We start from the raw sequence: 23799 nt of genomic DNA on the forward strand, positions 1-23799 counted from the left end.
TGGGAAGGAGAGCGCAACGATGAGACCTCAAGAAATGGACGAGCTTCTCGAACGCGTCTGGACGGAGAGGGAGAAGGGGAGGGACGCCCGCGAGGACGTTCTGACCGCCTTGCCGGCCGGGGAGGGCGATTGCTGGCTGAAGAAGCTCGAGCAGGAACGGCTTGTGAGCGAAACCGGGGGACGCGTCCGCCTGACCCCCGCGGGCGAAAAGGAGGCGTCGGGGATCATTCGACGGCACCGCCTGACGGAACGCCTCTTCGCGGACGTCTTCAATACGCGCGAGGAGACTTGGGAGCGTGAGGCCTGCGAGCTCGAACATCCGACGGTCCTGACGGAGGAGGCGGTGAATGCGATCTGCGCCTTCCTGGGGCACCCGCCCACCTGCCCCCATGGGAGGCCGATCCCCCCGGGACCGTGCTGTGCGGAATTCCGTCTGGAAGTGAAATCCTTCGTCATCCCGCTGACCGAGGCGCGCATCGCCTCCCGTTACCGGATCGTCTTCATCACGCCCAAGAGCGGACTTCGCCTGGACCGTCTGGCGGTCCTGGGAATCCTTCCCGGGAGCGAGATTCGCATCCATCAGAAGAAGCCGGCGTACGTCCTCCGCATTGGAGAGACGGACGTCGCCCTGGATCACGAAATCGTGCGGGACATCTACGTCAAGGAAGCGCCCTGACGGCGGGCTAGGCGGTTCCCTTCGCCAAGGCGCTGCGCGCGTCTTCGATGTCGGATGGATAAGCCGATCAGCGTGAAAGCGACGGGGAAGGAGAGCTTGGCCGAGCGCCTAGCTGGAATCGGCGGATTTGTCAGCCTGACTCTCGAAACGGGGAGGGTGCTGGGCCGTCAAGCCAAAGGTCTATAGGCCCTATTGAGATTCGAGTGGGCATAACAAATGCAACCGATTCATTTTCATTTCGTTTCATCGAAACATTCTCTTGATTTTGTCGATAAAAGCACATTCACGGAGGCTCACGTCATGCATCCATCGATCGTTTCTTTTCCTCTCACGGCGGCCGTCGGCCTGCCGATAGCCGTGGATGTTTTGGTCCGTATGGCTCCGGATGTGAGCGACAGGATTGTCGACGGAGAGGTGGGGAGATTGAGGGCCGTCCTGGACGGCCTTTCTCTTCCGCGTTCTTTGCATGCCCCGGCGCTCGTCGAATTCGCGGTCAGTCTCTCATTTTCGCAGAGAATGCTCTTCAGCGAGGAAAAGGTGCAGGATCTTTTGGGGCGGATGAGGTCCCCTCTTTATCACATCCGGGGAGAAGCCCCCGAAGAAAAGACCCATTGGGGCCCTCTGCTCCCCGAGGCCCCCAACCATTATACGGGACAGTGGATCGGTGATGCGTCTTCTCCTGCGATGGCGGACTTCCTCCTTGAGAAAAACGAAAGCCGTTGGCTTGCGAAGGACTATTACGGATTTCTTCGCCGACGAATCGTCGAACTCAAGGCGGACTTTGAGGGGCTCCGGTGGGCGTTCGATTCCGAAAAGGACACCCACGTTCGCGTGCGTCTGAGCCGGGCGACGGATTCAGCCATCTATAACGGGACCAGACTGGACCATGCCGCCTCTCAAATCTGCCGGGCTTTCGGATTTAGAGTCCTCATACATGAATCTTGGATGAACTTCGACTGGCTGGCCGATATTGAAGCGAAAGGTTCTCGAGGCGAATTGATGTCTCGCTCCCAGTTCGAGCAAGTCCTTCAATATGTGGATTGTAAGAGGAAACTTTACTCCTTGTAGTCGCAGTATCTCAGCCCTTCGGCGTCAGCTGCGTCAAGGAAGCGCCCTGACGGCGGATGCCGCCGCGCCTCATCCCGAGTTTCTCAGGCTCTTCCCAGAGATTTCAATGACTCCAGCGACGGGGCGAAGAAGGTCGCGCCGGAGACCGCGCAGGTGTGGTCCATCAGGTGATCGTGCAAGCCGTCGGCGTTCGTGCCGATCATTCGTGCCAGCATTTTTTCCGGAATCGACAAGTCCTTCGTGTAGGCGATGAAGAAGAGGCCCGCCTCCGTGACGGTCCCGTAGGGGAAGCTGTGGCGGACGATTTCCAACTCCCGACCCTCCTCCTCGACCACGACCCGGCTGATGTGGGCGGTCGGCGGTTTGAGTTTTTCCGGCAGTTCCTTGCTGTCCCGCTTCCGCCGTCCGATCACCTTCTCTTGTTCCTTGTCGGAGAGGTGCGACCAGCTCTCCAGGTTGTGGACATAGCGCTGGGTGAAGACATAACTCCCGCAGGCGAAACCGGGATCTTCCTTTCCGATCAGCGCCGCCGCCGCTCGATGCTTTCCCTTCGGATTTTCGGTGCCGTCGATGAAACCCGTGATGTCTCGTGAATCGAGGTAGCGGAACCCGTGAACCTCCTCCATGACCTCTACGGCGCCGCCCAGCCGGTTCCGGATCCGGCGCGCCAGCTCAAAGTTGAGATCGTGACGTCCGGACAGGAGATGAAGCAGCAAATCCCCTCCGGTTGCCGGGGCCCGCCTTCCTTCCGCTTCGATCGCGCGAAAGGGGCGGAGGCCGGACGGGCGCCGGTTGGGTGAGATCCGGTCCCAGAAATCGGAGCCGAACCCGACGGTGCAGACGGTCCTGGCCCTGGGATCGATCTTGGCGACGTTCTTTACGTAAAAGGGGATTTCGCCGGCGACCCGAGCGACGGATGACGAGTTCGTCGATGGGTCGTCGACCCGCAAGATGATAAAGAGGGCGCTCCGGCCGGGTTCGGGGAGAATGCCGGGTTGAGGGTGGAGCATGGTGATCGCTGCCTTTCCGCCGAGATCTAACGTTTACCCGTTCTTCGGACTCAGCATCGTCTTGGGGTCGAGCAGCTTGTTGATCTGGTCCTCGGGAAGGAGTTTTTCCGCCAGCAGCAATTCGCGGATCGTCTTGTTCGACTGGAACGCCTTCTTCGCGATCTGGGCCGCCTTGTCGTAGCCGATGACCGAGTTCAGATTGGTGACCAGCATCAGGCTCTTGTCCAGAAGCTCTTTCATGCGGCCGGAATTCGGCTCGATGCCGTCCACGCATTTTTCGGCGAGCATCCTCGCGCCATTTTGAAGCAGTTCGACGGACTCAAACAGATTCCCGGTGATGACCGGCATCATGACGTTCAGTTCAAAGTTGCCGTGCTGGCCGCCGATCTGCACCGCCAGGTCGTTCCCCTGCACCTGGGCGGAAATCTGCATGACCGACTCGGGGATGACGGGATTGACCTTCCCCGGCATGATCGACGAGCCGGGTTGAAGCTCGGGCAGAAAGATTTCGCCGATCCCGCAGCGCGGTCCGGAGGACAGCCACCGGATGTCGTTGGCGATCTTCATCAGGGAGACGGCGACCGACTTGAGGGCGCCGCTGGCAAAGACGCAGGCGTCCTTGGCGGCTTGCGCCTCAAAGTGGTTCTTGGCCTCCGAAAACGTCACTTCCGTCTTCTGGGAGAGAAGCTCGCAGACCTTGGATGCGAACTTGGGGTGCGTGTTGATCCCAGTGCCCACCGCCGTGCCGCCGATGGGGAGCTCCATCAGGCCCTCGAGGGCCTGGGTCATCCTTTGGATGCCGTGAAGGACCTGCGAGGCGTATCCCGAAAACTCCTGCCCGAGCGTGACGGGCGTCGCGTCCTGGAGGTGGGTCCGACCCACCTTGACGAGGTCGGCGAATTGCTTGGCCTTCCTGTTCAAGGACGCTTCCAGAGTCTTCAAGGCCGGGATCAGGCCCTTGGCGATTCCCAGCGCCGCGCCCAGGTGGATGGCCGCCGGGATCACGTCGTTGGAGGACTGGCCCATGTTGACATGGTCGTTGGGATGCACGGGCTTTTTGGATCCGACCGCGCCGCCGAGCTCGGGGTTGGCGAGGTTGGCGATCACCTCGTTGGCGTTCATGTTCGTCGAGGTGCCGGAACCGGTTTGGTAGATATCGAGGACGAAATGCCGGTCGTGCTTGCCTTCCGCCGTCTCCAGGGCCTTTTCGGCGATCTTGTCGGCGAGCTTGGCGTCGAGCTTGCCCAGGTCCTTGTTGGCCATGGCCGCGGCCCACTTGATGAGGCACAGGGCCTCGATGAACCGCCGGTCGAAGCGGCGCTTGGAGATCTCGAAGTTCTCCACGGCGCGTTGGGTCGAGGCGCCGTACAGGTATTCGGAGGGGATCTTGACTTCCCCCATGGAATCGCTTTCGGTCCGGAATGTCATCGGAGGTCTCCTTGAAGTGTTCAAATGTTAAGGCGCGCTGACGGTGATCGAGCCGTTGGGCGGGACCATCGCGCCGAGATGCACGTCGCAATAATAGGGAATCACCTCGCCGGCATCGGCCGTGGCCGGGACCGTGATCGAACCGTCATCGCCGGCGTTGAGGAGGCCCGAGTCGAAGCGCCCGTCGTCGTCAAAGGCGTCCGGCGCGCTTTCGGAGGTCACCGTGTGGGCCGAGGTGTCGTTGTTGACCACGCACACGGTCTCGCCCGGCTTGGCGCTGAGGTTCAGCGGCGAGAAAACGAAGTCGTCGATCGTGATGGTCTGTGTGCAGGCGGTTCCGCCGGAGGCGGTGCTGTTGTTGCAGGAAACGGCGGTGAAGAAAACGCCGCCCGCGAGAAGGATGCCGACCGCGGTCAGGACCGCCCTGGTTCCGGATGTCATAGGTTCTCCTCCTTGTCCGTCAAGAAACTCGGGTGCCAAATTAAGCGACTCGAGGATTGATGTCCAGTGAACTTCGGAGTATGAAAAAAGCCCGTGAGGAAAATCATTCTTGTTGGGTGCGCCCTGGCGTTGGCATCGGGGATCGTCCTGCATCCCGAGCGCGCCCTGGCGGTGCCGTATTTCGCGGTCATGGAAGGCGCCAAGTGCAGCCTCTGCCACGAGAGCCCCACGGGGGCGGGCATGCGCAAGGAACACGGTGTCGGCTATTACAAAGAGCTTTCCCTGGAGGCGACGAAGGACCTGATCGACGACGAGTTCAAGGGCCAGCTCACCAAGTATTTCGCGGTCGGGGCCGATTTCCGGTTCCGGCACCTCGCGAATGTCCAGTCTCCCACCTCCAACGACTTTTCGGTGCCGCAGGGTTCGCTCTACGTCCGCGCCAGGCCCATCAAGCATTTCACGCTCTACGCGGACACCGACCTCGCCAATCTCGATAGCCGCGAGATTTTTGGACTGATTCATGAATTGCCTTACAACCTGTGGGTCAAGTTCGGGCGGATCAACCTGCCCTACGGCCTCCGCGTCCCTGACGATTCCTCCTTTATCAGAAGCGATCTGGGATTCACGTTCGGCTCTCAGGATTTGGGGGTGGAGGTCGGGATCGAACCCGGTCCGTTCACCTTCGCGGTCGCATACTCAAACGGGATCCCGGGCGGTAACGCCGACGACAACGAGCAAAAGGCGGTCACGTCCTCGGGGGCCTGGATCACGCGTTACTTCCGTCTCGGCGGATCCTTCCAGTGGAACGACCAATCGCCGAACCGGCTCCTGACCGGCGGGGGATTCGTCGGCGTGCACTTTTGGCGCGTGGCCGTCCTGGGCGAGTTCGACGTCCAGAACATCCACGACAAGGCGACGGGCTCCGGGAGGACGGTCAAAGTGGGTTATGGCGAGGCGGACGTGCGCATCATTCCCGGCCTGGTCTTCAAAGGGACTTACGACGCCGTCGACGACGAGTTGCCGGCGAGCGGCCTCCATCACCGCGTCGGCGCCGGCTTTGAAATCTACCCGTTACCGTATTTGGAGGTTTCCACGATCTACCGGATGAGGGTCGGGAACGGCGCGCTCGGGCAGGATCAGATCTTCACCCAGGTTCACGGCTACTATTAACATGGAGGGTTTCATGAGGAAATGGATTTTCCCAACCGTCCTTCTCTTGCTGGCCCTTTGGTCGGCGGATGTGCGTTCCGAGAGCGCGACGGTGACCGGCGAGGTCCTGGACACCTTCTGTTTCGCCGCCATGGGCGCGAAGGGGGAGAGCCACAGGCCCTGCGGGCTCGAGTGCGCCAAGAAGGGGATCCCGGTCGGGCTCTTGGAGGAGAAGACGAACCAGGTCTACGTCCTCCTCCCCGCGAAGGACAGAGGAACCCTGCCGCCCGAGCTCATTGACAAGATGGGCCGCAAGGCCACGGTCACCGGCAAAATCTACAAGAACGGCGGGAGCCAATTTTTGACCGTCGATTCGGTGCAATAAATGCTCGAGTCTCTCCTCCCCGGCTTGAAGTCGTTGCAGAACCCGCATCCGCTCGTCGTGCATTTTCCTATCGCCTTCCTTCTGGGCGCGGTCTTCCTCTACATGCTGTCGATCGCCGTCCGCCGCGAGGGCATGGCCAAGTCGGCGTTTGCCTGTCTCCTCTTGGGCGCAATTTCGGCGCTGGTGGCGGCGGGGACCGGGCTCTATGCCGAGGAAGGCGTCATGGTCGGCCGCTCCGTGCGCGCGGCCCTTCTGGAGCCGCACGAACAATGGATGCTGACGGCGACGGGATTGAGCGTCGTCCTGGCGCTCTGGGCCGGGTGGCGTCGGCCCATGCCGCAAAGGGGGAAGTCTTTCTTCTTGATCCTTCTCGTTGTCTTATTGGCCGTGATCGCCAAGGGCGCCGACTTCGGCGGGCGGATGGTCTACGAGTACAACGCGGGCGGCTCGGCCTGCGGACAGCCGATCGAACTGAAGGAATGATTCGTCCTTGTTATCGGATCAGGGAGCACCCGCCCACGGAGTTTCCCGCGGCGCTCAAGCGCACGGTCGTCGTGAACTTTGCTTCTTGGCAACTCCCCGAATCGAAGACGATCATGTTCAGTTGGATCTCGTCGCTGGCATCCTTGCTGAGAGGCCTCGGCACCGTATAGACGACGACGCCATCGTCGATTTCCGCGGTCCCCACCGCGGCCGAGACCTTCGCGGTCACCTCGTTACCCTCGGGATCCGTGATCTCGTAGGGGATCTGGATGGTCCCTCCCTTGTGCCGGGGTTCCGAGAAGGTGACGGCCGCCGGTTGATTGCCGGGTAGGCTGATGCACGACTCCCCCGCCAGATCGCCCGTGTCGTCGTTGCAGTTGGGGATGCCGTCGCCGTTGGAGTCCGTGTCTGCAGTGCCGCAGCCGCAGATCCCGGCGCTCGTCTTGGCGGGATCGTTCGGGCAGTTGTCGTTGCAGTCTAATGTCCCATCGCCGTCGGTATCCGCATCCGGGACGCCGCAACCGCAGACCCCAGGCTCGGTCTTGGCTGGGTCATCGGGGCAGAGCTCGAGGCAATCCAGCGTTTCGTCGCCGTCGGTATCGATATTCGGCTGATCCGGACAGACGTCGTTGCAATCCGGGACCGTATCCCCGTCGGAATCGTTGTCCGAAACGCCGCAACCGCAGATTCCGGGGTTGGTCTTGGCGGGATCCCCCGAGCAGTCGTCGTTGCAATCGGGGGCGCCGTCCTTGTCGGTATCGGCGTCGGAAACGCCGCAGCCGCACGCGCCGGGAACCGTCTTGTCCGGGTCGTTCGGGCAGAGGTCTCCGCCGCCGCATTGGCCGTCGCCGTCTCGGTCCGGTTCGCAGCAAAGCTCGCCCGTGTCCCCGTCGGAATCCTCCAACAGGAGCTTTCCGCTTTGCAGCGACAGATCCGCAACCTCCGCCGGCGTCTGTTTCGGACAACAAACGATCTCTTCGCAGGTGATTTCGCAGGCACCGCAGTGATCCCCTTCATGTTCCTCCAAATGCTTGGGAACCGAGCTGTCCGCGATGCAGATTTCCTGGACATTTTCAGGGTTGCCCTGAGGAACATGGCAGAAGAGCGACTTCCTGTCCCCTTGGCCGCAGCGTTCGGCGCAGCCATCCCTCACGGGCTGCACGGCCAGCAGATCGGCGGCGAATCCCATCGCCAAGACGGCAACGACGAGTCCTACGAACCTTTGAGTGCCCTTCATATCCCTGCCCCCTTTTTTCTTGTGTCGAAAAAACTTGCCCCGACCGGCAACACAGCAAGTCGTGTGCCAAATGGCCTTCCAAGGGGTGGTCAGCGGTAACGTGCGAAAAGATAAGGGGATATTATCTGGCTCCCGATGGCAGAGAGTGGGTGGACGGCGACCCACTCGTGACGCGGCGCGGCCACCGTTCTTATCAAATTGATAAGCCTATTGGTCCGACCGGACGATCCACGTGTTGGACAGGATGGAATCGGGCATCTCGGGAAAGGGTTTTTCGCAGAAGTCGATCCGGACGGCCATCTTGCCGTCCGCCTTGATCTTTTCCGGTAGATCGAACTCGACCGAACGGGCGGACGCGCGGTTCGGGATCATCAGGCAGCCGTTTTCTTCCTTCAGGTCCTTCCGGTCGATGTCGAGCGTGGCGACGTCCTTTCCCTTCTCGGTCTCGAGTTTGACCTTCGGGCGGATGCCGATCGGATAATCGCTGATGCGAACGAAGGTCATGTAGACCCTCTCCGCGGGCCGGTAATAATCAAAATTCGTGCGCGAGATGATGAGCTTGTTGTGAGAGCCCAAGTTCTGTTCCACCTTTGTCGTCGTTTCGTCCCAAAAGCGGCTCGGCCCCACGTCCACGTGGATGCCCTTGGCGTGATAGTAGCCGGCGCCGCAGCAGTCGAGTCCGCGGACGAATTCCCAAAGTTTCTTCCCGTCGATCCCGTCCATGTCGATATCCGCCGCCATCCCCTCGATATGCATGCTGGACTTGGCCGCGAGCTTGCCTTTCCTGCGCAGGCCGTCGTTGTATTCGGGGCTACGGTAGCCGGAGACGATCCGGATAGTTCCGCCCTTGAGCTGATCCTGTAGATAATCGAGGAGCGCGATGAGCCGCGGATGGATGAACTCGTCGGGGGCGGTCTTGAGGCCGAAGACCTCGTTGATCTTGTCCAAGGTCGGGAGGTCGTAATCGCCTTTCTTGTCGCGGTAGACGAAGAGGCCGCCCTTGCCGTTCTTCCGGCTTGCCATCTTGACGACGCCGTCGCCTTCGAAGAAATAGCGGGGGCCGCCCGAGCCGGCGAATAGGGAAAGGGGGACGAGCAGCAGGATGAGGAACGCAATCGACTTGATTTTCATGCCTATCGGCTAACAAATGGCATCCCCCATGACAACTCAAACCCTCGAAAAGGTCCTCAAGGTCCTCCGAAAAGAGATCAAGAAATGGAAAGTCCCGGCCGTCGGCGTCATCGCCGAGGAGGCGGTCCAGACTGAAAAAGACCGTCCCTTCGGGACCCTGGTCTCGACGATCCTGTCTTTAAGGACCAAGGACAAGGTGACGGACGCCGCGAGCCGTCGAATCTTGGCAAAGGCCCCCACGCCCCGGGCGATGCTGACACTGACGGCCCGGGAAATCGAAAAATTGATCTATCCGGTCTGTTTCTACCGCAACAAGGCCGTCAGTCTCTTGAAGACGTGCAAGATCCTCATCGATCAACACGGTGGGCGTGTGCCCCGCACCATGGAGGAGCTCTTGGCCCTCCCGGGCGTGGGCCGAAAGACGGCAAACCTGGTCCTCACCTTGGGCCACGACCAATACGGCATCTGCGTGGACACGCACGTCCACCGGATCACGAACCTCTTCGGCTACGTGAAGACGAAGAAACCGGACGAGACGGAATTCGCGTTAAGGAAGAAGCTCCCGAAAAGACACTGGAAGACCTACAACGACCTCTTGGTCACTTTTGGTCAGAATCTTTGCGTTCCGGTGTCTCCGTGGTGCTCGAAGTGCCCGGTGGAGCGGTATTGCGGGAGGATCGGGTTGAAGCGGCATCGATAAGGTCAAGGCAGCCTCTTCCGGGTCGAGGATGTATTGTAGGCGAACGGGTAATGGCGGAAGAGTGTTTCCGTCCGTCCCGGAAGCCTTCGAAAGAGGTCGCGGTACTGCTGAAGGACGGCGGCGAGACGCTTGCCGCGGTGATTTTTCCTGGAAGAAGGAATCAGAAGGTTGCGAAGCCAGGCAAAGCGCGCGGGCCGATCGGGCTTCGGATCGTATTCCTTGAGATATTTTTGGACGGCGAGCTCGTTGGCCTGCAGGATCTGCCGGGCGTGGCTGATCCGGTTGTAACGTTCATGATCTTCATGGCTCCGCGGGTCATATCCCAACCCTTCGGTCAGTTGGTTGATGAGCTCTCCGAGCAGCAGACGTTGCGGACGGTCTAGGTCGATCACGTAGGGCGCGACGCGGTGCGGATCGTCGGCCGGTGGATCCTCTTCGAGCCGCACCAAGGCGATTCCCCAGGGATGGTTCAGGCAGATGCGGATGACAAAATCGAGGATCGTTTTCCTGTCGTGGTCCTCGATCTCCCCCCGTCTTGATAAATGAAAGATCGCCGCCAACCCGTGCATCCAGAGCAGACTGATTCGAACATGGTTATGGAGCCGCCACTCCGCGCTCAGAGCTTGGAAGACCGAGAAGGAGAGGCCGGCTTCAGGTTCTTCCACGAGCTTAAGGAGCGCTTGGATGTTTTGCTCGGTGTCGTCGACGGCGGCGAGGTTTGTGAATTGTTCGATGGCGTCGATGCGTTCGTCGATCGGATGAGAGAAAGATCGGAACGTGTTCTTCAATTCCTGCAGCCGCAGCGGTCGGTCGAGACCTTGGTCCCGAAAAGGGCCGACGAGACCCAGCTCCTCATCCTGATCGTTTGGGGGGGAGAGTTTTTGGCCGTCCGAAGGAAAAAGGAGACGAGTGAACCGCTCGGGCCCGCCCGTCAGGATAAGAGGGGGCAGTGCCGGAGAGGAAGACGTCCCGCGCAGAGTTTTTAGGGATCGGGCCAAGGCCGCGGGATCGATCAACAGAGGCGCGGAGCCCTGTTGGATGAGCGACTCGATGTCCGGTCTTCCCGGGATCTGATTGTTCCCGATCCGAAACCCGTAGGTCAGAGCCTGGGTCAGGAAGCCCGTCGGAAGAATAGTGGATGCCATGTCTCAAAACCCCTCGACCCTCTCAAGAGGACCCAGGACTTCCTTCAATGCCGACCGAACATCGTCCCTCGCATCCGCGATCTTCATCAGCGCCTTGCGGGCGGATTGGGCGATCTCATCGCCGGATTCCCCCGCGAGTATCGCCGTGACGGGATTCGGGCGATTCAACGCGATTGCCGCCAGGACATTGATGCTGTCCAACGTCAATTCCCCCGCGAAATGACCGGCGAGGCAGGATTCAAACTCTTGAAACGCCCCGAAGGTGCGGACCGAAAGGAGCCAGATGTGAACGCCATGGCCGATGGCAAGGGAAATATCCTCGGGGACCCCTTCGCCGGCGGCATGAACGGCGCCCTGCCGGAGGACGAGAAAGGGAATCCAGTCGCGGCAATGGAACATGTACATGAGGATCGCATCGAGGGCGAGGGCCCGCAGGCGGGGGATCCCGTCCGTCAGCCGGATCATCGTGTAGATTTCCTGTCGGAGGCGGGTGACATCGTATTTGTCGGCGCAAGGTTCCGCCAATGCGGACAGAAAGAACCAACCGAGCGAGGTTTCCCGGGGACGGACGACGGCCGTCAGATCGGTGTAACCCGCGTGCCAATCCATGTGGGTCCGCCGGAAGGCGTAGAGGCGCCTGGCGGCGTGGAGATCTTGGGAGACGATGCACCAAAGGCGAAGCTTGCCGATGTTCTCGTCGCTGTTGGACGCGCCGGCCAGCCAGCTGCGTATGCGTCCTTCGAACCCGGTATCGCGGGGGAGATGGGCCCCCGGTTCGAGAGACGCGAGTACGCGCCGGGCTTGCCGGTATTCTTGGGCGAGAGTTTTCCTCAATCCCTTCCGTTCCGGTTCTCGGAGCGTCCTTGCCAAGTCGGTTGACGTGCCGCGATCCGCACCGCCGACCTGGAGGCCGAGTTGGAATTGCCGGAGGCCGTGGACCCTCTCTTCGAGATCGGGGCTCCGGAGTCTCTTTTGAATGGGACCCGAATAGAAGTCGAAGATCGGGTGCCCGTCGATCCCGATATCGTCCAGATAGGAGGCGATCTGCGTCCCGAGGGGCCGGGAGACGGCTTCGGCCAGACCGCCCGCCTCCACGAACGAGGCCAGGGGATTAAGTCCGCGAAAAAGGCGTCCGAAATTTGTGAAGGGGGCCGGCATTAGATCCCCTCGACCCCGAGTCGTCGGGCCTCTTCCCGGATGTCATCCCGGATTCGCCTCCGGTGGCCAGGATCTGAGATCCCTCCCGCTTCGTCCAATGCGACCTCGAAAAGCGGCTTGGCGCGTGCGCTGCCAATCTTTCGGGCGGCCGCCACGGCGATTCCCAATTGCCACAAGGCGTTCACCGCATGCACGAAATCGGCGTCGGGGCGGCAGTCGGGGTCGTTCAACAGCGCCGCCTCGGTCACACGGATCTTGAATTTGTCCTGCCAGGTCGTTCCTTCCCAGGAGAGATTGAGAGCCCCTTCGATCATCAGAGCCAATCCGTGAAGATACGCCTCGCAAATTTCCGCCGCGCCGACACCGGTGGCGTCGAGACGTTCCTTGACGCCCCGTAACAGCGCTTCGGCGGCACCGGGCGTTCCCATCAGGTGGAGTCGCTGCGCCACCCCGCCCTTGTCGTGATGCAGCCGAAAAATCGCGACGGTGGGATCTTCCTTCAAAGAGGCCGCCTCAAGCGACATCTCCCGGGCGAGCGCTATTGGTTTATTTTTCAGGTTAAAGACCGCTTGATGGACCGTTGTGGCGGGCAAAATGGCCCCCATATGTTCAAGCGCAGCCAGCGCGGAAAGAGCAGTCAGGGGGCTGATGTGTAGGCCTAGCGTCATAGGTCGAGGCTCACTCCCAGTCCCGCCCAGAGAAAGATCGAGACCAGGCGGAAGGCCTCGGTCCCGCCGGTCAAGTCCTCGGCCGCAAAAAACTCCTTGTCGCGGCCTGCGAGGGGCATGAGCACGTTCGCCTGGAGGTAGAGCTGCGTGTTAACCGTTTCATGCTCACCCGGCGCGTGCGTTGCAATGACGAGAGGCGGGGTTTTTAGCCAATTCCTCTTGTCCTTGTTGACGACCTTGAATCGGGGCCCGATCGCCTCGTCTTTTTTGACGACCATCCGGGCGAAACCCTCCGGGTCGCATGCGTAGCGGAAGAGACAGCACATCTCCCCCTCGTTTCTCGTGGCGAGTAGGGACCGGTTAACGGGCGGTCCGTCGGCCAGGGCTTCCTCGACGAGCCTCAAGCCTTGTACCCAGGCGAAGGTCTTTCCCCGCATGACCCACGTGAGAGGCGAGAGGGCGTTCTGAACGGCGGTGACTTGCGCCCATGCGGGCGTGGGAAAGGGGATCATACTTAAGATTCGTTACCCATGGGGCCTTCCTCAATTCTTCATCCCCGACGGCGGGCCGGAACCGGCGGATGGCGATGCAAACATCGATTGTACGGGGCACGCCCCCGACACGACCTGTTCGGCATAGAGCCGGATATCCTCGGCTGACGCGCGCTGGGACGCGTTCGCCATCTCCGAGGCTGCGAGATTATATTGGACGGCCGCCTCCTCCATGCGTCCCCGCGAAGCCAGGACCTCCGCCATCGAGAAAAAACCCAGCGCAAACCGCTCGCGGAGAGCGGGATCGACCTCGTTGCGATGCTCAAAACAGCGAAGCGCCTTCCGGAACTGGATGCTTGCGTCTTCGAATCGGTCATTGATCTCCATAAAGCTCATGACGAACAAGGCGGTGCCCGCCAGATAGTGAAGATGGGCCTCGAGCTCCCATTCGTGTTGGGGCCCCTGAAGGCGCGCCATCTGATCGGCCAGGTCCTTGAGCGAATCGGAGGCCGCGCCGAAGTGCGACATCTTCCACTCGATCTGCGCCGTGAGGAGCTGGAGGATGACGGCGGGAAGCTCCCATTCCGCGGGCAGGTACAGGCGCGTCCGTAGGCTCCAAGCGATGATGTCCATCAGGTTCTCCGCGTGGATCGCATCCGGAAAACCTTGAAGCTGGTCGAGGAAGAGCGCGGTGTCGGTCGCAAGCGCGGATGCGGCCGTCTCCCGACGCGCCTGATCGGCGGCGTCCACAAAAGCGATGGAGACGGGGTCGTATTCCGACGGGTCGTGGATGGCCCTCGGAATCCGGCCCGTATGGAAGGCGAGCGTCGCCGCCTCGATGTCGGACTCCATCCTCTCGGCCAGGATTTCAATGAGCGCCGTAAACCCTTCCGCGATTCGATCTCTCGCCGACGTCGCTTTGGAAATGGCTTCCTGGATTGGGGCGCCGGCGTCGTCCGGAGAGGGGGGCAGTGCTCGCCGGACTTGACTCGAAGACGAGGAATGCGTTGCGCGCGGCTGCGGCTTCGGGTGGGCGAATATCCCCGTCGAAAGGGGGGTCATTCCCGCATCCAGCCGGCTCAAGGCCTCACGGACCGCGGACGGGTCGTCCACGGCCATTGTTTGTCCGTCGGACAGCATGGCCTCGATGCCGGCGCTCCCGGCGATCTGCGTCCCGCCGATCCGAAAGCCGTAGATGAGGGCCTGGTTCAGGAATCCGGGGATGAGAACGGTCGTCGCCATACACCCCCTAATCCAATCCCATCTTCTCAACGATAAAGCCGAGAATCCTGTTTTCCACATCCCGCTTGAGGCCGCGGAGCCGGTCGCGCAGGGTCTTTTCCTCGGGGGCGTCAAAGACGTTCGAGGCCCCCGTCATCATCGCGAGGAGCCGGAACACCGGGTCGTTCAAGTCGGACGGAAGCCGGAAGAATTCGGTTTCGCGGCAGGTGACGCTGGCGATGAAGCCAACGGCCACGAAGTGATGGGTCACGGCGAGCCCCGTCGATTTCTCCAGAAGGTGAAGGGCGATCATCCGCGCGGACGGGGCCTCATCGTTCGGGATCTCGAAATTCGGAAAACCCGACCGGTCCGGGCGGAGGATGAGATGGAAGAGACCCGTTGGGTCGGCGGGGCGCCGGTAGAGATAGCCCGGTCCGCCGGTGACCGGAAAAATAATGCGCGACTCGGCCGCCCCGACGAGGCTGTCGGCCGTCGGTTTCCAGATCCTCGAATCCCCCTCCATCATTTCGCGGCCGAGGCCGGGAATGCTCACGGAAAGCATCGACTGGATCGAGGCGATGTCGGTCGCGGTCGGGGGCACGGCAAAGGGGGCCATAGGGATAACCTCTCCGGGTCCCATCGACAAAATGCCAAGGAAGTTTCTATAATAATTCAAAATAATATGTAAAGTAATGGAAACTAACTGGCGACGCCCCGGGAGGACGACGGCTTGGCTCAGTGCGGACCGTGGGATGTCAGAAGAAATCCCAGAACGTCCTGGCAGACGGCGCCCGCGGCGCGGAAAAAGGCATCGAAGTCCTTGCGTTGTTTCCGATGAAGGCAGGGGGATAAGACGTTGATCGCGAGATTCCGCGGTACGAACCAAATCTGCCAGGGATAGCCCGATTCCGCGACTCCCTCGAATCGGCTCTCGATGCCGCCTTCCCGGCTCCACTGCGTCCCAAGAAAGGGGTTTCGCGTCATCTCCGCCACACGTTCTTGCCTGAGAATCCGCCCCTTCCAATCCGTGAGCTTGAGCCTGGCTTGGACGACGAAAGTTTCGACGGCCTCCAAGTCTTCCCGAATCTGGACGGTGTACTCGGCGATCAAAGGATTCGGGCCGATCAGCAGCGAGCGCTGCGCCGTCCAGAATCCGATGGGTTCACTCCCGCGAGGCGCGATCCGCCGGACGTTTGAGGATCTCCATTCCTCCATGGCGGTGTCGGTCGCGGCCACGCACGTTTTCTCAAGGTCCCGCCGGAGGCCGTCTCCGAGCCAGAGCCGGGGCTGCAGGGAGAGGGAACAAAACGAGGGAAGGAGCCGGGATGCCCGCGTTTCACCGCCGAAGATCGCGCGGGCCTGATCGGCGGACAGTCCCAAACGCGATGCGACGGTCTCATAACGGTCTCTATGAATGAGGAGACCGATCAGATGTGCCGGCTCCGTCAATTCGCGGAGCGACGCGAGATCGCGGAATTCGCGGTCGTTTCGGAGCTCGTCGAGGGCGGAGCCGGAAGCCTGCTGCGTCAAACCGGCGAAGGTTTGCGTGAGCAACTGATGCAGCCGGTTGGCCGCCTGAAAAAAAGAAACCGTCATGGCTCCGTCCCCGTCTTGGGCTTGGGTCCCCGCTTGGCTCGTGTTTCGGAGGCGGGAGGCTGGTCGGAGAAAGGCCTGGCGCCGAGGGTCTCCATCGCCCCCAGCAGAAGCATGAGGGCCTGATAGGGTTCGGTACCCGCATGGATGGATTGAACCTCGGCGAAGGCGTTCGTCTGCGAGACCCCGCAGAAAAAAGAGGACAGGCGAATATAATGGCGAAGCATCGGCCGGTCCGCCTCGGGAAAGACGTAGTAGAGGGCGACGACGAGGGGATTGGCGTAGCCTGGGACGACCTGGATCTCGAGGGTTCCCGAATGCGAACGGTTGGACGGCATCACCAGGCGCGAGAACGGTTCGGGATCCTCCGGAAGGCGGAAGAGATAGCCGTACGCCGCCCTCCCGATGGGCGTCACCGCCGCCCCGGCGGGAGAAAGAGACGTCTCGCCCAAAATGGAGTTCGCCTTCGAAAGAAAGCCGGAACGGACATTGGGCGGAAGGGAGTGGACCGGGCCGGAGGCCGTCAGAGTCCCAAGCAGGGATCCCAGGCGTTGAATCGCCGCGAGGCCGATGTTGATGGGTGAGGGTTGGATCAGGTTCATGGAGTCTCCGATGATCGAGGCGGTTTCCAGTGGGGGATCGGAAGGCCCTGCGGGAGTTTCAGTCCGAGGAGGATCGACCGGACGGTGATCCACTCCATCTCGCTCAAGAGCGCCTTCAGATCGTCTTCGGACCGGCGGGCCAGCTCGCCGACGTAACGGATCTCCATCTTCTTAAAGGCGGCGAGGATCGAGAGCTTGCGTCCCGTGGGGTAGGGCAGGTCCGCGACCGGCGTGTTGAGGTTGTACAGAAACGCCGCCAGCTGCTCGATCGGCTCGCTCAACCTTTTCAGCCGGGAGTACTCGAAATCCGGGTCCTCATAGGTGGCCAGAGCCCCTACCAGGAGGTAGCGGGCGACGCCGGCCTTTCGCCTCGTCATGTGGACGTAATGAAGCCCGACGAGTGTGGGATACCGCTCGTTCTCCCCCAGGGCGATGTGCATGGCCGTTGGGGGCTCGCGGTTGTCCGCTGGGATCAGATGGGCGGAGTGAGCAGGGTCGGACTGGCGGCGGAAGTAGACGGCGGCGGTCTCCACCGAGGGCTTTGCCCGGAGGTCCACCAACCGGCAATCGACGATTTCCGGGTCCGGAAGTTGCGACGCCAATTGCAGGGTGTCGTTCAGTCCCACCCGCTCGCGCGCGTCGGCGGCGAGCAAGGGGGCCAAAAGGCCCTGAATATTCCGGATTTGGGTGACGGAAAGCATAATGACCTCCCGGGCGGGATTCTCGCCGGAATCTCCGGGAGGTTGCGTCCGAGTTACGGCACCTTGTGAACGGGTTCGATGGACACCGGCATGCCGAGGGAAAGACCCATATCGGCGAGGACTTCTTCGATTTCCATCAGACTTTTTCGGCCGAAGTTTTTCGTTTTCAGCAGCATTGATGCGGATTTGCCCAGGAGCTCTCCCAGATATTTGATGTTCGAGTTCTTCAAATAGTTCTTCGCCCTGCCCTCAAAAGGCAGTTTCGCGACCAAGACGAAAAACAGGTCGTACGCCAGTGTGAGAGGTTCGCCCTCCGGCGGCCTGGGCATTCGCCGGATCAAATCCGAGTAGATGGCGACCTCCAAACGGTCGGTGATCCCTTTGATGATTTGACCGATTCGTGATCTCTCGACCGCATACTCCTCCGCCAGGGTCTGAAGGGAGATGGGCTCGCCGCTCATGAAGGCCCGTTGAAAGATTTCAAGCCGTCGGCCTTCCAGCGGCGGTTGAGCGAGGTGGCTCACGATGACCGCCCTCAATTCCTCGTCGGATACTGTTGTCGGGGCGAGGTCTCTGGCGCCTTGAAAAAGGCGTTCGGTCAACGGCTCCGGCCCGACCCCTTTCGTAAAGCGGCCGGCCAAGATCTCCTCCAAGCGCTCGACGTCGCCGGACCATTCGAGAAGGGACGGCCCGACCGTTTCGTCGACCTCCTCCTGCTGCGTCCGGATCTCCTCGACCGCCGTCTTCCAGAGACGGAGCCAAAGTTCCACCGCGGCTTCCTTTCCCCCCAAAAACCGCTGCAGCCTCTCCATTTGAATCAGGTGGGTCGGGATCACGCCCAGTTCGAAGGCGGCGACGGTCTTGGGGTGTATCCCTGTTTTTTTTGCAACGCCGGAGAGACCACCCTCGCGTTCGAGGATCCCCGCGAAGAGCCTCTGCCACTCTTGGCTCAATGGGACCCGGGCGAAGAGCGGCGAGACCCTGCCCGCGCGGATGCACTGCGCGCGCTCGCGACGTTGCCGAGACTTCGTCTCCAAGCCGCGGAAGGAACCCTTGAGCGAGCGGGTCTCGAAAACGCTCTTGGGGTAGTCGACCAACCCGGCCAGCCGGGGCAGGTTGGCAAAGGAGCCTTGGAGTCCCCAGGCGAGTTCCAAGACGGACAGGTCGGCAAGAGTCATCCCCTCCAAAACGCCCCAGGCCCGCCCCGTCCTCTGGCCGAAGAGCTCCAGGCTGTCGGTCTGGTAGGTGTGAAAGACGGCGTCGGCGCCGGTGGCGCGGAAACCCCGGGAGATCATGCGGACGGAGATCAAGGCCCCGCCCCGTTCCTTCCAGAGCTGCAGCTCAGCGTTGACGCGGTACCCGTCCATGTCCGTCCCGGAATGCACGAAACGGACAAAGCCCTGTCCGTGCCTTGCCTCCAGCGCCTTCTTGAGCAATCGCCCGTGCCGGATGGTGGGGACGAAGACGAGGGAGCGTCGCGACGCGGAATGGATCTTTTGGTCGAAGAGCTCGGCCAGGAACTCCGCGTTCGCCGGCGTGGCCTTCCACCAGACCATCCGCTCGCCGCCCTTCGAGGTCATCTTCTGGCTTTCGATGTGGACGCGCTGGCGCTCGCCCCTCATGTGGCGGATCCAGCCCGCCTCCATGGCCTCCAAGAGGGACAGGCTCCCGCTGATCTTGTAGCCGTCCAGTCCCGCACCTGTCCCGGAAAAGCCGATGACGAGGCCATTGCCGGCGACGGGGACGAGGAGTCCGCCTTCCTCCTTGGAGGCCCGCCGGGCCAGACCGAAATGCTCGAGGATCCTGCCGACCGACGGCGATTGAGTCGCGTAGGCCTCGTCGAGGATGACCACGGTCTTGGGCCCCGCGGGAAAAAGGTCGAGGTTCCTCACGAGGGCCAAGGTGCCGGTGACGGTCACGGACTTCGGCGTCTTGACCAGGCCGTCGTACCGCCCGACTTCGCCCGGCGGAAGGCCCTCCGCCAGGTCCTCCATCATCTGTCCCGTGATGACGCGCCCGGAGGTGAGGATCAGAACGCGGAGGTCGTCGCCCATCTCCTGACGGAGCATGTGCACGATGGGGCCGGTCAGCCGGCTCTTGCCCGTCTGCATGGGGGAGGAGAGACCGAGCCACGGGGAGGCCTGGGCGCGGACGTCGTTCCTCAATCCCTCGACCATCCCCTCTTGGTAGGCGCGAAGTTTCCAGGCACCCATCGCGGCTTCCGCCGGTCCCAGGATCCTCCCTCCCGCCGGGCCCGAAGGGCCGTCGACGCTGCAAAGCCCCATGGGGGTGAAGGAGCCCGTTTCAAGACAGAGGGGAAGATGGACGAAGGACGCGTCCGAGAGGGGAGGCCACGGGGCGGGGACGGCGGCCGGATATCGCAACGTCGAGATCACGATTCATCTCCAAGATCGCGGCAGCCACGAAAAGTATCCAGACCTTCGCGGCCGCCGGACGACCCGCGCCTCGGGCAGGAGAGGCTCGGGGTCCATCAGGGCCTGAAAGGCCTGTTTTTCGAAATGGATCCTCAAGGCCGGGTTTCCCTCGGTGTGTTGTTGGGCGAGGCGGCGGTAGGTCTGAGCGAGGAGTTTCCGCGCGGGTTGCGAGGGGCTGCCGGCCCGGTCCCAGCAGGCCCCGGCGTCGTGAAAATGCAGGGCGGCTTTCTGCAACTCTCCCATGGGCGCCGTTGGCGACAGCGTGAGGGTGAGCCCCGCATTGTAATGCAGGCGACCGGCCTTCTCCCAATGGAACGCGACGGGCTCCTCCCCGCGGTCCGTCCGCAGGGCACGAAGGGCGTTTTCGATCTGTCGAGGCGCGCGGTCGAAGTCCCGGCGCAGCCATTGGAGCCAGGCCTCGAAGAGGTGAAGCCCCGCCCGCGCCTCCGGTGAGAACGCGGAGGCGGCAGCGTCCAGGGCGAGGGACCATCGGGCCAGATGATCCCAGTGGCCGGTTTCCGCCCGGTCGACGAACCGCCGCGCGTAGCGGACCATGTCGTTCACGTCTTTGTCCGGGACCGTCTTGCCTCCGAGATCCTCGGCCTCTGAAAGGACCAAACGGAAGTATCGTGCCGATTCCTCCGGCCCCGCCTCCGAAAAAAAATCCCCCAAAAGTTCCTCGAAGAGTTGCTCCAAGGCGTGAGAGAATCGCACCTTGATCAACCGGGACCCCGCCTCGGAGGCACGGACGCCGTCTTGAAGGTTCCGAAAGGCGGCGGCGGCGACCGAGAGCGGAAGGATGGACGCCGCGCCGGAGGTGCGCGAGGCCTGCTCCATGAACGTCTCGGCCTGCTGTCTCGCCGCCGCCGCGCAGACGGAAGAAATGACGATGATAGAGGAACTCATGACGTTCCTTATCGGAGGACGGGGAAAATTGTTTCCAAAAATAACACGTATTGGATGTATCATATTGTTAGCAATTATTCCAAAATAGCTTCGATAAGCGGGGTCAGCCTGGTATTCTCATAATTTATGAACAAGAACGTCACCGTCACCGAGCGTCTTTATATCGCCGCCAGTCCCGAGGAGGTTTGGGATTTCACGCAGAGTGAGCTCCATCGGCCGCTCTGGAAATCGTACCGCCCCGAACCTGAGTTCACGGAGAACGAGACTCATCGGCTCGTGCGGTTCAAGAATTGCGGCCCCTTGAGCGGTGTTTGGACCTACGAGGCAAGGGGACAGGGGACCGTCTGGTCCCAGTCGAACACACTGGCCCTGGATCATCTCCTTCACCGTATGATCAAGCCCTTCATCCGATGGAGGCTGAGGCGCGTCACCCGCCGTCTGATGCGGAGGGTCAAGGAGTCCCTGGAATTTTCGGGAGACCTTTCCGGCTCCCTCCACGAGGATTTTTTCTAAAGCCATGCCGCTGTCCGCCGCCAATGGGCTCTTCGTGGCGCAGATGCTGGAAAAGATCCCTCTCGCCGACTCCGCCTTTCCTCTCGCCCTTCAACCGATCTGTTCCGAGGTCTTGCAAAAAAGCCGCACGGACGAAGAGGTCCTCCGCGCATCCCAATACCTCATGCAGTCCCTGGAGGAGGATTTTCTGGATGAGCTGGACTATTGCGGCGGGCAGGCGTCGCACCGTCCCGCGCCGTCGCGCGCGGCGGCGGCCTTGTTCGGAAAGGGTGAGCGCGAATTGATCGACGTCGTGAAGATCTCCAAGAACGACTGGTACGCCTTCGGCCGGATCTTTCTCAATGGAGAGGGCCCCTTTCTGGAGGACCTTCTCCGGAAGCTGGGCGAATTCCTGGGCGTCCGGGATTTCCTTTTCGAATATCTCCCGTCCGGGCCCGTCATCCTGCGATTTCCGCCGCCGTCCGCTTATCTCGGGGCTCTGGCGGTCTTCGGCGACGGCCAGGCCATGGGCGTGCAGCCGACAGCCACGGCCAGCACAGCTCTGGAGGTGCGGGCGTTCCTGATGGAGAATCGCCGGCCTTGGCGCCTGGACGCGGCGCCCTACGACGTTCACGGACGCAAGGCCCAGCATCCTTACATCGGCGCGTTGCACGATCTCCTCCATGCCCTCCGTCTTGCCCGGATCCCGGCCGCGATCCGCCGGGATTTGGTCGCCGTCTTCGACTGTCTTCAAAAGGTCGGGGTTTCGGTCCCGAGGCGGGACGGAATCGAGGAGATCGCCCTGGAGGGTCCCTTCGACGACCAGATGGACGCCCGGCACTTTTCGCCCGGGCTTCTCTATGAGAGGCTCTTTCGCCAGATGAACGCCTATCTTGGCCGGGAGTCCACGGAGGACATCAAGAGCTTCGTCGACGATTTCTACGCCCGGCTGCGCGAGGATTTCGAAGGGCATCCACGCGGGAAGGCGGTTCTCCACGCGTTTGCGAAGGAGGTCTATCGGAAGCGGGCGTGAAAACGATTTGGGAGGAGATTCACTTAAACAAAGAATGATTCGAGAAGAGGTGGTAGAGATCCAGTTTCTGCAGGGTGGAGGCCAGATGCTCGGCTGTTTCGACGCGTATGCCTCGATCTCGAAGGGTCGATGCCGAGGCGATCAGCCGAAGGAAGAGGGGGACCAAGGTCTCCCTCGGGGTGTTTTGATCCCAACAGTTGGCAATCCTTTGAATCAAATCGGCGGCGGAACGATAGCCCCCGAGAATCCGGACCGATTCGTCGAAAAGCGCGATGGCCTTGTTGCCTTCGCCGAATCGATGAAGACCGTATACGAGGACCGGCGCAGCAGTGGTCAGATCCCGCTTCGCCACTTTTTCCCGCGTCAGGTTGATGAGGCGTTCGAGATAGCGGCTCGCTTCGGGCTGGAGCCCGGACTCGGCGACGGCGCCCGCCAATCTCGCGATGACCCAGGGATCGCCGTAGCGTGACCAATCCCTTTCCAGCTTCGAGATGGCATCATTAAAATATAAAATCGCCTCCTGCCAGTCTCCAACGCGGGCCAACGAATAGGCGTAGTAGCCGGTGGCTTCGACGAATCCTCTTTTATTTTCTGTCAGATCGAGGTCGGCCAGCGCCAGGCCCAGGGCGCTCTGAAGTTCCCCACGAGTCCGGCTTGGGGGTGCCTCCGCAAGGACTATGGCGGCCTGCCGATAGACGAGTTCCAGGGACCAGCCTTTTTCCATGAACAGATCATCGATGGCCTCCATGCAAAGTCGGAGGGCGGAAGTCTGTTCTCTGATCCTCGAGAAGGACCTTCCGATTCGAGCGAGGCATTGGGCCCGGAATTTCTCTGCGGGCAGATCCCGGGCCGCCTCCAGGAGGGCTGCGAGGATCGGCTTTGTCTTCGGCTTGGAAACGGCCTCGCTGTCGAGCCAGTTCGTGACATTAAGGACGGCTTGGGGAATGACCTCGGGAGCGATTTCCCGTGTCACCGAAATCATACGTTTCGTCAGCGGAAGCGCCTGATCGACCTGCCTCCGATACATCCAGCTCCACATCAGCTCGTTCAGATTGTTCCACTTGTTTCGGGAACGCTGGGCTCTTGAGAGGCGCGTCTCAAATCGTGCCATCTCCCGCCACGAGAGAGAGCCAGGTTTCCCCTCGAGAATCAGGGCGCCCTTCAACAGCAGGTCCTGGAGGCCATCGAAATACCGCCTTGCGATCTCCGCGGCGCTCCGTTGCCCGCCATCCTGACTCTTCTGGGGGACTTCCAAGGCTGGGGCCGGAAAGAAAATGCGAAGACCCTTCCGCATGCCATCATTGTGAAACCGGTGAAGCGCGTCTTGAGGGGATTGACCGTGTGAGATGAGGCGTTCAAGAAAGCGGTCGGGACGCTCCCGAATGAGTCGATACGCCTCGTGGGCGGGTGTTGCCTTCGGAATAGAACCCACCTGCTCCATTTGGGCGAAAACCCAGGATGTATAGACGGACGCCGGCGTCGCGAGGGCAGTGATGGAAATCATACTTAGGCCCCTTTTGAGAAAGGCATCGTCCTGGACGTCGTTTTGATTCGGATGAAAGCAAAAGACAGGCGCAAAGTGTTTTCCTAAGAAAACAATCTCCTGTCATTTACGGTCCAAGAGGTGCGGTGAATCTGAACGGGCT

The 23799-nt window shown here is 61.4% G+C and carries 25 protein-coding genes; 8 read left to right on the forward strand and 17 right to left on the reverse strand.

Features of this window, described 5'->3' with window-relative positions; genetic code table 11:
- Positions 1 to 19: 19 nt before the first annotated feature.
- Both VLJ37_06430 and VLJ37_06435 read left to right on the forward strand, forming a co-directional pair.
- Complete coding sequence (locus tag VLJ37_06430; protein HSA59305.1) at positions 20 to 676, forward strand: metal-dependent transcriptional regulator; 657 nt, start codon at positions 20 to 22, stop codon at positions 674 to 676.
- 300 nt (positions 677 to 976) lie between these two features.
- Positions 977 to 1744, forward strand: a complete 768-nt coding sequence (locus tag VLJ37_06435) for a hypothetical protein (GenBank protein HSA59306.1) — start codon at positions 977 to 979, stop codon at positions 1742 to 1744.
- Positions 1745 to 1827: 83 nt separating this feature from the next.
- Here the strand turns inward: VLJ37_06435 and VLJ37_06440 are convergent, their stop codons facing one another.
- The 3 genes from VLJ37_06440 to VLJ37_06450 are packed head-to-tail and all read right to left on the reverse strand — an operon-like array spanning position 1828 to position 4623.
- On the reverse strand, positions 1828 to 2754 hold the full coding sequence (locus tag VLJ37_06440; protein ID HSA59307.1) for a Dyp-type peroxidase: 927 nt from the start codon (positions 2752 to 2754) through the stop codon (positions 1828 to 1830).
- 33 nt (positions 2755 to 2787) lie between these two features.
- A complete protein-coding gene (locus tag VLJ37_06445) occupies positions 2788 to 4182 on the reverse strand; it encodes a class II fumarate hydratase (protein HSA59308.1) in 1395 nt (464 codons plus the stop codon).
- Positions 4183 to 4209: 27 nt separating this feature from the next.
- Positions 4210 to 4623: a plastocyanin/azurin family copper-binding protein gene (locus tag VLJ37_06450; GenBank protein ID HSA59309.1), complete on the reverse strand. Its 414-nt coding sequence runs from the start codon at positions 4621 to 4623 to the stop codon at positions 4210 to 4212.
- 93 nt (positions 4624 to 4716) lie between these two features.
- Here VLJ37_06450 and VLJ37_06455 point away from each other — a divergent pair, with 93 nt between their 5' ends.
- The 3 genes from VLJ37_06455 to VLJ37_06465 are packed head-to-tail and all read left to right on the forward strand — an operon-like array spanning position 4717 to position 6640.
- Positions 4717 to 5793 carry a hypothetical protein gene (locus VLJ37_06455; GenBank protein HSA59310.1) on the forward strand — a complete coding sequence of 359 codons (1077 nt, stop codon included), beginning with the start codon at positions 4717 to 4719 and terminating at the stop codon, positions 5791 to 5793.
- Positions 5794 to 5806: 13 nt separating this feature from the next.
- Entirely contained in the window at positions 5807 to 6157 is a 351-nt protein-coding gene (locus tag VLJ37_06460) for a hypothetical protein (GenBank protein ID HSA59311.1), read from the forward strand.
- Complete coding sequence (locus VLJ37_06465; protein ID HSA59312.1) at positions 6158 to 6640, forward strand: DUF2231 domain-containing protein; 483 nt, start codon at positions 6158 to 6160, stop codon at positions 6638 to 6640.
- A gap of 10 nt (positions 6641 to 6650) precedes the next feature.
- Here VLJ37_06465 and VLJ37_06470 read toward each other — a convergent pair whose 3' ends face one another.
- Both VLJ37_06470 and VLJ37_06475 read right to left on the reverse strand, forming a co-directional pair.
- A complete protein-coding gene (locus tag VLJ37_06470) occupies positions 6651 to 7877 on the reverse strand; it encodes a hypothetical protein (protein ID HSA59313.1) in 1227 nt (408 codons plus the stop codon).
- 207 nt (positions 7878 to 8084) lie between these two features.
- The gene (locus VLJ37_06475) at positions 8085 to 9008 is read right to left on the reverse strand and encodes a DUF882 domain-containing protein (protein ID HSA59314.1); all 924 of its coding nucleotides are present in this window, start codon (positions 9006 to 9008) and stop codon (positions 8085 to 8087) included.
- Between the two features lie 28 nt (positions 9009 to 9036).
- Between VLJ37_06475 and nth the strand changes: the two genes are divergently transcribed.
- A complete protein-coding gene (gene nth, locus VLJ37_06480) occupies positions 9037 to 9708 on the forward strand; it encodes an endonuclease III (protein ID HSA59315.1) in 672 nt (223 codons plus the stop codon).
- Positions 9709 to 9710: 2 nt separating this feature from the next.
- Here the strand turns inward: nth and VLJ37_06485 are convergent, their stop codons facing one another.
- The 11 genes from VLJ37_06485 to VLJ37_06535 all read right to left on the reverse strand — a co-directional run bounded on the left by VLJ37_06485 (position 9711) and on the right by VLJ37_06535 (position 20628).
- Positions 9711 to 10853, reverse strand: coding sequence for a hypothetical protein (locus tag VLJ37_06485; protein HSA59316.1), 1143 nt, complete (start codon positions 10851 to 10853; stop codon positions 9711 to 9713).
- Positions 10854 to 10856: 3 nt separating this feature from the next.
- Positions 10857 to 12011: a hypothetical protein gene (locus VLJ37_06490; GenBank protein ID HSA59317.1), complete on the reverse strand. Its 1155-nt coding sequence runs from the start codon at positions 12009 to 12011 to the stop codon at positions 10857 to 10859.
- Positions 12011 to 12604, reverse strand: a complete 594-nt coding sequence (locus VLJ37_06495; protein HSA59318.1) for a hypothetical protein — start codon at positions 12602 to 12604, stop codon at positions 12011 to 12013. Before VLJ37_06495 ends, VLJ37_06490 begins: the two co-directional genes overlap by 1 nt.
- Before the next feature lie 71 nt (positions 12605 to 12675).
- Positions 12676 to 13191 carry a hypothetical protein gene (locus tag VLJ37_06500; GenBank protein ID HSA59319.1) on the reverse strand — a complete coding sequence of 172 codons (516 nt, stop codon included), beginning with the start codon at positions 13189 to 13191 and terminating at the stop codon, positions 12676 to 12678.
- A 30-nt stretch (positions 13192 to 13221) separates the two neighbouring features.
- Positions 13222 to 14412, reverse strand: a complete 1191-nt coding sequence (locus VLJ37_06505; protein ID HSA59320.1) for a hypothetical protein — start codon at positions 14410 to 14412, stop codon at positions 13222 to 13224.
- Between the two features lie 7 nt (positions 14413 to 14419).
- Positions 14420 to 15007, reverse strand: coding sequence for a hypothetical protein (locus VLJ37_06510; GenBank protein HSA59321.1), 588 nt, complete (start codon positions 15005 to 15007; stop codon positions 14420 to 14422).
- Positions 15008 to 15126: 119 nt separating this feature from the next.
- Complete coding sequence (locus tag VLJ37_06515) at positions 15127 to 15987, reverse strand: hypothetical protein (GenBank protein HSA59322.1); 861 nt, start codon at positions 15985 to 15987, stop codon at positions 15127 to 15129.
- Positions 15984 to 16586, reverse strand: a complete 603-nt coding sequence (locus VLJ37_06520) for a hypothetical protein (GenBank protein ID HSA59323.1) — start codon at positions 16584 to 16586, stop codon at positions 15984 to 15986. Before VLJ37_06520 ends, VLJ37_06515 begins: the two co-directional genes overlap by 4 nt.
- Positions 16583 to 17287, reverse strand: a complete 705-nt coding sequence (locus VLJ37_06525; GenBank protein ID HSA59324.1) for a hypothetical protein — start codon at positions 17285 to 17287, stop codon at positions 16583 to 16585. Before VLJ37_06525 ends, VLJ37_06520 begins: the two co-directional genes overlap by 4 nt.
- A 53-nt stretch (positions 17288 to 17340) precedes the next feature.
- Positions 17341 to 19572: a DNA-directed RNA polymerase subunit alpha C-terminal domain-containing protein gene (locus VLJ37_06530; GenBank protein HSA59325.1), complete on the reverse strand. Its 2232-nt coding sequence runs from the start codon at positions 19570 to 19572 to the stop codon at positions 17341 to 17343.
- 114 nt (positions 19573 to 19686) lie between these two features.
- Positions 19687 to 20628, reverse strand: a complete 942-nt coding sequence (locus VLJ37_06535) for a hypothetical protein (protein HSA59326.1) — start codon at positions 20626 to 20628, stop codon at positions 19687 to 19689.
- A 126-nt stretch (positions 20629 to 20754) separates the two neighbouring features.
- Here VLJ37_06535 and VLJ37_06540 point away from each other — a divergent pair, with 126 nt between their 5' ends.
- Together VLJ37_06540 and VLJ37_06545 are read left to right on the forward strand one after the other, a co-directional pair.
- The gene (locus VLJ37_06540; GenBank protein ID HSA59327.1) at positions 20755 to 21141 is read left to right on the forward strand and encodes a hypothetical protein; all 387 of its coding nucleotides are present in this window, start codon (positions 20755 to 20757) and stop codon (positions 21139 to 21141) included.
- A 4-nt stretch (positions 21142 to 21145) separates the two neighbouring features.
- Complete coding sequence (locus tag VLJ37_06545) at positions 21146 to 22153, forward strand: hypothetical protein (GenBank protein ID HSA59328.1); 1008 nt, start codon at positions 21146 to 21148, stop codon at positions 22151 to 22153.
- Between the two features lie 19 nt (positions 22154 to 22172).
- Here the strand turns inward: VLJ37_06545 and VLJ37_06550 are convergent, their stop codons facing one another.
- The gene (locus VLJ37_06550; GenBank protein HSA59329.1) at positions 22173 to 23657 is read right to left on the reverse strand and encodes a hypothetical protein; all 1485 of its coding nucleotides are present in this window, start codon (positions 23655 to 23657) and stop codon (positions 22173 to 22175) included.
- Between the last annotated feature and the right edge of the window lie 142 nt (positions 23658 to 23799).

The organism is bacterium, assembly GCA_035454885.1.
In the GTDB taxonomy this organism is placed as follows: domain Bacteria; phylum UBA10199; class UBA10199; order JACPAL01.

What these genes read in the sequence shown, in the direction of transcription:
- VLJ37_06440 (HSA59307.1), bottom strand. Translation starts at nt 2,754, where the DNA reads ATGCTCCACCCTCAACCCGGCATTCTCCCCGAACCCGGCCGGAGCGCC.
- VLJ37_06475 (HSA59314.1), bottom strand. Translation starts at nt 9,008, where the DNA reads ATGAAAATCAAGTCGATTGCGTTCCTCATCCTGCTGCTCGTCCCCCTT.
- VLJ37_06485 (HSA59316.1), bottom strand. Translation starts at nt 10,853, where the DNA reads ATGGCATCCACTATTCTTCCGACGGGCTTCCTGACCCAGGCTCTGACC.
- nth (HSA59315.1), top strand. Translation starts at nt 9,037, where the DNA reads ATGACAACTCAAACCCTCGAAAAGGTCCTCAAGGTCCTCCGAAAAGAG.
- VLJ37_06520 (HSA59323.1), bottom strand. Translation starts at nt 16,586, where the DNA reads ATGAACCTGATCCAACCCTCACCCATCAACATCGGCCTCGCGGCGATT.
- VLJ37_06545 (HSA59328.1), top strand. Translation starts at nt 21,146, where the DNA reads ATGCCGCTGTCCGCCGCCAATGGGCTCTTCGTGGCGCAGATGCTGGAA.
- VLJ37_06445 (HSA59308.1), bottom strand. Translation starts at nt 4,182, where the DNA reads ATGACATTCCGGACCGAAAGCGATTCCATGGGGGAAGTCAAGATCCCC.
- VLJ37_06450 (HSA59309.1), bottom strand. Translation starts at nt 4,623, where the DNA reads ATGACATCCGGAACCAGGGCGGTCCTGACCGCGGTCGGCATCCTTCTC.
- VLJ37_06535 (HSA59326.1), bottom strand. Translation starts at nt 20,628, where the DNA reads ATGAGTTCCTCTATCATCGTCATTTCTTCCGTCTGCGCGGCGGCGGCG.
- VLJ37_06430 (HSA59305.1), top strand. Translation starts at nt 20, where the DNA reads ATGAGACCTCAAGAAATGGACGAGCTTCTCGAACGCGTCTGGACGGAG.
- VLJ37_06500 (HSA59319.1), bottom strand. Translation starts at nt 13,191, where the DNA reads ATGATCCCCTTTCCCACGCCCGCATGGGCGCAAGTCACCGCCGTTCAG.
- VLJ37_06550 (HSA59329.1), bottom strand. Translation starts at nt 23,657, where the DNA reads ATGATTTCCATCACTGCCCTCGCGACGCCGGCGTCCGTCTATACATCC.
- VLJ37_06530 (HSA59325.1), bottom strand. Translation starts at nt 19,572, where the DNA reads ATGGGGCTTTGCAGCGTCGACGGCCCTTCGGGCCCGGCGGGAGGGAGG.
- VLJ37_06505 (HSA59320.1), bottom strand. Translation starts at nt 14,412, where the DNA reads ATGGCGACGACCGTTCTCATCCCCGGATTCCTGAACCAGGCCCTCATC.
- VLJ37_06540 (HSA59327.1), top strand. Translation starts at nt 20,755, where the DNA reads ATGAACAAGAACGTCACCGTCACCGAGCGTCTTTATATCGCCGCCAGT.
- VLJ37_06470 (HSA59313.1), bottom strand. Translation starts at nt 7,877, where the DNA reads ATGAAGGGCACTCAAAGGTTCGTAGGACTCGTCGTTGCCGTCTTGGCG.
- VLJ37_06490 (HSA59317.1), bottom strand. Translation starts at nt 12,011, where the DNA reads ATGCCGGCCCCCTTCACAAATTTCGGACGCCTTTTTCGCGGACTTAAT.
- VLJ37_06460 (HSA59311.1), top strand. Translation starts at nt 5,807, where the DNA reads ATGAGGAAATGGATTTTCCCAACCGTCCTTCTCTTGCTGGCCCTTTGG.
- VLJ37_06510 (HSA59321.1), bottom strand. Translation starts at nt 15,007, where the DNA reads ATGGCCCCCTTTGCCGTGCCCCCGACCGCGACCGACATCGCCTCGATC.
- VLJ37_06515 (HSA59322.1), bottom strand. Translation starts at nt 15,987, where the DNA reads ATGACGGTTTCTTTTTTTCAGGCGGCCAACCGGCTGCATCAGTTGCTC.
- VLJ37_06465 (HSA59312.1), top strand. Translation starts at nt 6,158, where the DNA reads ATGCTCGAGTCTCTCCTCCCCGGCTTGAAGTCGTTGCAGAACCCGCAT.
- VLJ37_06435 (HSA59306.1), top strand. Translation starts at nt 977, where the DNA reads ATGCATCCATCGATCGTTTCTTTTCCTCTCACGGCGGCCGTCGGCCTG.
- VLJ37_06525 (HSA59324.1), bottom strand. Translation starts at nt 17,287, where the DNA reads ATGCTTTCCGTCACCCAAATCCGGAATATTCAGGGCCTTTTGGCCCCC.